Source organism: Dietzia sp. DQ11-44, assembly GCF_014145205.1.
GTDB classification, from domain to species: Bacteria; Actinomycetota; Actinomycetes; order Mycobacteriales; family Mycobacteriaceae; genus Dietzia; species Dietzia natronolimnaea.
In genome coordinates this window covers 1-5,070 of the sequence record NZ_JAALEC010000347.1, presented here as the reverse complement: position 1 = coordinate 5,070, position 5,070 = coordinate 1, and the positions used below count along the sequence as shown (strand labels likewise).

The 5,070-nt window shown below is 72.6% G+C and carries 2 protein-coding genes; both read right to left on the bottom strand.

The window, feature by feature from the left end; genetic code table 11:
• A partial coding sequence (locus tag G6018_RS09355; protein WP_182639461.1) for a UvrD-helicase domain-containing protein occupies positions 1-2,647 on the bottom strand: 2,647 nt, incomplete at its 3' end.
• A partial coding sequence (locus G6018_RS09350) for a PD-(D/E)XK nuclease family protein (RefSeq protein WP_182639460.1) occupies positions 2,644-5,070 on the bottom strand: 2,427 nt, incomplete at its 5' end. The genes G6018_RS09355 and G6018_RS09350, both read right to left, overlap by 4 nt.

Here is a 5,070-nt window from a genome sequence, read left to right as displayed (position 1 = left end):
CGGCCGGCTCGAGCAGTCCCTCGCCGTAGGGGACGAGCGCCGGCGCGTCGGGCTCCACCATCACCGAACCGAGGAGGGAACCCCACAGCTTCTTGGGCTCCGGGTTCTTCTGCTTTTTCAGGACATATCCGTGACCGGAGACGGCGAGCCGGCTCTCGGCCCGCGTGGTGGCGACGTACAGGAGCCGGATCCGCTCTGCCCTGGAGTGCTCGGCCTCTCGCTCTGCGGCCCGCGCGAATCCGGGATCACGGACCTGCGTGGAGAAGGAGGCCACGGGGCGCGGGGGATCGTCGTCCGTCCACAGGAGCCTGTCGCGGTCCCCGGGCCAGCCGCGGCTCATCCCGGCCAGGACGACCATGGGGTACTCGAGGCCCTTGGCGGCATGGATGGTGGTGATCCGCACCGCGTCGACACCGATCTCGGGGATCACCGCCTCGGGGACGCGGGCGTCCTCGGCGGTGAGGGCCAGCGCCCAGTCCGCGTACTCCCGCAGGTCGGCGCGGGCGGGGTCGGCGGCGGACTCCTCCCACTGCCAGGCGTGCTCGATGACGAAGCGGATGCGCCGCCACAGGTCGCGGCGGCGGGGGGACTCGGCGACCGACTCGAAGACCATGCGGTCGTGGACGAGCTTCTCCAGGATCTCGCCCGGCCGGCGGCTCCGCCGGGACAGGTCGGAGAGGTAGTCGATCCCCGCGGCGACGGGGGAGTCCTCGAGGTGGTCGGGTGCCGGGGCACCGGGGGCCCACGCCCCACCGGCGGCGCGCCAGCGGAGCAGGTCGTCGTCGCCGCAGCCGAACAGCGGGGAACGGAGCGCACCGACGAGCGAGGCCTCGTCGGCGCTGTTGGCCACGGCCCGCACGGAGAGGAGGAGGTCGCGGATCTCCGGGGTGCCGTAGACGATGGACGACGCCTCGGTCCGGAAATCGATCCCGGCGTGGTCGAGGCACTTCTCGATCATGGGCAGCGAACTCCGCGAGGGCAACAGGATCGCGATGTCCCCGAGGCGGAGCGGGGTGTGACCGCCGTCCCTGGACTCGTGTGTCCACTGCTCGCGGACGGCGGTCGCGATCACGCGGGCCACATCGGAGGCCTCGGTCCAGTGGCGTCGTGCATCATCGTTCGCGTCCGGCGGACAGTGATCGGGAAGCTCGGGGACGTCCTCGGTGCGGAACACGAACGGGCGGGGGCCGTGCGCGGGGTCGAACGGAGGCCGGTCGGGACCCGGTTCCAGTTCCCGGTAGTCGGGCTGCACTCCCTCCGCGGCGAGGAGTACTTCCGAGAACACCTCGTTGACCCAGTCGAGCACCGCCCGCGAACACCGGAAGTTGGTGCTCAGGCGTTCGACCTCGACTCCGTCCCCGCGCTGCGCTCGCAGGTAGGTGGAGATGTCGGCCCGCCGGAAACGGTAGACGGACTGTTTGGGGTCACCGACGGTGAAGAGCCTGCCGGTCCCTGACACTGATACCGACCCGGTGCCGTCCGTCTGTTCCTCGGCGGTGAGGAGCGTGGCGAGGTCGAGCTGGATGGGGTCGGTGTCCTGGAACTCGTCGATGAGGATCCGGGTGTACCGGGCCCTGACCCGGTCCCGGACGTCCCGGTCCTGCAGCAACTCGCGGGCGAGCACGAGCTGGTCGTGGAACTGCAACGTGCCGTGCCTGCGACGGTCGTCGGCATGTCTGCGGATGACCGGGATGAGGGCGTCCAGGATGATCGCGATGCGTGGGCGCCAGTGGGCGGACAGGACCTCGGTGCAGATCGAGGGCAGTCGCCTGATCTCCTCTTTGATGGCGTCGACGGTGGCCTTGTCCCCCCAGGCGGCGGCGCGGCCTCCCCGGCCTGCGGTCATGGGCTTGCCGAGGAGTTCGACCCAGGTCGGTGACGCCGTCCGATCCGTGGCCGCCGCCTGCAGGTCCGTCAGCCACGCCTCGTGGCCGGCGAGGGTCTGGTAGAGCTTGTCCGTCTCGTCCACGCAGGACTCGCGCCACCCGGTGATCGACCCGATCGCGGCGACGATCTCGCCGAGATCGGGAGAGTCGGGCAGCTCGGAGTCGGGAGACCCGCCGGAGTGGAGAGGGCCGCTGGGGAGCCGGTCCCAGTCGCGGTGCAGCGCCTCGACCATCTCGCGGAAGGCGGGCGTGCCGACGCCGGCGTCGAGCAGGTCGTCGACGGCCCGGGCCAGGACGCCGGAGCGCGAACCGTCCCGGTCGCCGCCGAACAGGACGGTCGCGCATTCCTGCCACATGGCGTCCACGGCCGTGGCCTCGGCGGTGTCCTGCTGGGCGGTCACCCTCGGCGGGATCCCGGCCTCCAGCGGATTCTCGGAGAGCAGGCGCAGGGCGAACGAGTGCAGGGTCCCGATCGCGGCGGTGTCGAGCCCGGCGAGCGCGGCGTCCGCGCGCTGGTCGCCGGCGTCCCGTCGGTCCACCAGATGGACGCGGAGCCGGTCACGCAACTCGGCGGCCGCCTTCTCGGTGAAGGTGATCGCGGCGATCCGGTCCACGGGCACACCGTCGGTGAGCAGGAGGGTGCTGAGCCGGCCGACCAGGGCGTGGGTCTTGCCGGTGCCGGCCCCGGCCTCGACGAACAGGGTGGCGGTGGTGTCGCGCTCGACCCGGTCCCGGGCGGGTTGGTCGTGGAGCACGCTCATGAGGCTGACTCCGATCGGGTCTCGGTGGTGTCGCCGGCGACGATGCCGACGAACGCGGGGTGGGACGCCAATGGCTCCCGCCCGGACAGTCGCTCCCATGTGCGGTCCAGGTCCGTTCCCCCGAGGAGGTCGGCCAGATCACGGGAGGACCCGCGTCCGCCCTTGAGGGGGAACCAGCCCCGTTGGATGGCGTCGACCAGGTTCCCGACGTCCGAGCGGACCCGGTCCATGACGGTGTCCGAGACGGCGAGGGAGATCTGCTCGAACCCACCGCGCTCGGTGCAGTACCAGTAGCGGACCTCGCTCACCGGCACGTCCCGGGCGGTGGCGGCGGCCGCGGCGTAGAGGGGGAGCTGGAACCGGGTGCCGGACACGGTGGGGTCCTCCTCGCTCGGGCGTTGCTCCGACCCGGGAGGCTTCCCGGTCTTGTAGTCGGTGACGCGTTGTGTGCCGCCCCGGACGTCGAGTCGGTCGATCGATCCGGCCAGGAGCAGGGTCTCCGGTCCGCGGGAGGTGGTCACCTCGAACGGGATCCGGGCCGTCGGTCCCCCGGGGACCTCGCGTCCGAATCCGAGTTCGGTGGCGGTGGGCCGCCAGCCCGCGTCGGCATCGGCGCTGTCCTCCTCGAACCACCGGCCGAGCTCGGCGGCCAGGAGCATCTGCCGCCGGCGCCACAGCGGGGCGAGCAACCCGGGGGCCCCGGTGACGGCCTTCTCGCACTCGTCCCGGAGCGCACGCATGAGCAGGTCCCGGTCCGGACCGGCCCCCAGCTCGAGTCGAGCGGACACGTATCGCTGCAGGATCGCGTGGACCAGGTCGCCGTAGTCGCGCAGGTCCATCTCGATGTCCGCCGCCGGATCGTCGAGGACTCGGACGCGCAGCACGGTGCCGAGGAAGAACAGGTAGGGACTCTGGGCCCAGTCCTCCAGGCGGGTGGGTGAGACCGGTGTGTCGAGCACGTTCACCAGGTCGTTCACCGAGGACACGTCCCCGGTGAACCGTGAGAAGACCCCGAGCCTCCGGTCCCGGCGCATCTCGTGGGCCCGCAGGAGCGGCTCCGGCGCCCCCGGTCCCGCCCGCCACCCGCCGGCCGCGAGTTCGCGCAGGCGCAGTTCGGTGGTGGTGGCCGGATCGGGGCCCAGGAGGGACGGCGGGGAGAGGACGCCGTCGAGGAAGGAGGGGACGGCGGTGACGGTGGGGCACCCCTCCAGGGCCTCCTGCCACCTGGTGGCGTGGACCCGCCGACCGGCGAGGCGCGACAGCGTGGGCAGGAGCCACCGCGACGGGATGCGGTGTCCGCCACCCCGCATCGACCCGCGGGGGAACGAGCACAGGCGTCGGGCCGAGCCCGCCGACAGTGCCAGTTGGAGCACCCGGTAGCGCTCGTCGAGCAGCTCGGACGCCGAGGGGTCGACCGCGCCCTCGGGCAGGAGCGGATCGGGTCGGTGGAGGACGGGTAGCAGGCCCTCGGCCATGCCCACCACGCACACCGTGTCGAGATCCCGGCCGACCGCGTCGTCGATCGGGCCCAGGCTCACGCCCGCTCCCTCCTCGCCGACCCGGTCGGCGAGGGAGTCCAGCCGCGTGGTCACGGCGCCCACGATCCGCTCGCGGGTGATCGCGGGAGAGATGGTGTCGAGGTCGGCGAGCGAACCGACGGCGGCCTGCACGGCCGCCCGGTCGAGGCTCTGCCGGAAGAGCGAGGTGAGCATGGAGTTCACCGTCGCGGCGACCTCGGACCAGGACCGTGCGGAGTCCAGGGCGGCGAGGGCGGACCGGACCTGATCGACGAGGCGCAGCAGAGCCGCGGCGGCCGCCCGGTCGGAGTCGGTGAACTCGACACCGGTGGAAGGGGACACCGCGTCGGGCCGGGGCCCGGACGGATCCGGTTCGATGGCCAGGTGGTCGGCCAGGCGGGCCCAGTCACCGCCGCCGATCACGGGGACACGCGTGCGGGTGAGCAACTCCAGGCGGCGCGACGAGACCGGGGCCCCGTGGTCGTCCAGGATCGTCACCGCCCCCTCGGCCACGATCGAGAGCAGTTCGGCCCGCGGCATGAGGTCCGGGTTGATCCCGAGCAACCGGGTGAGGGACCGGCCGGCGGGCGTGCGGCCGAGATCGGTGGCGGAGGGCCCGTTGACGACGATCTCCGCCTCGTCGAACGCGCGGAGCAGCAGTCGCAGGTAGGGATCCGGCGATGGGTAGTAGACGCCGATCCGGTGCCCCGGTATCCCGGCCGCCAGGCGCGAGCGGACGAACCGGACGACCGCCCGCACCTCGTCGTCCGAGTCCGAGGCGTGCAGCACGTGGGTTCCCGTGACGGCGCCCTCGCCGTCGGGTTCCGCCGCGGAGGCCAGGTGGTCGGCTCCCGTCCCGGGGACCGGCGTGATCCCGCGCGCGTCCAACGCGGCGCGTAGTCGCCG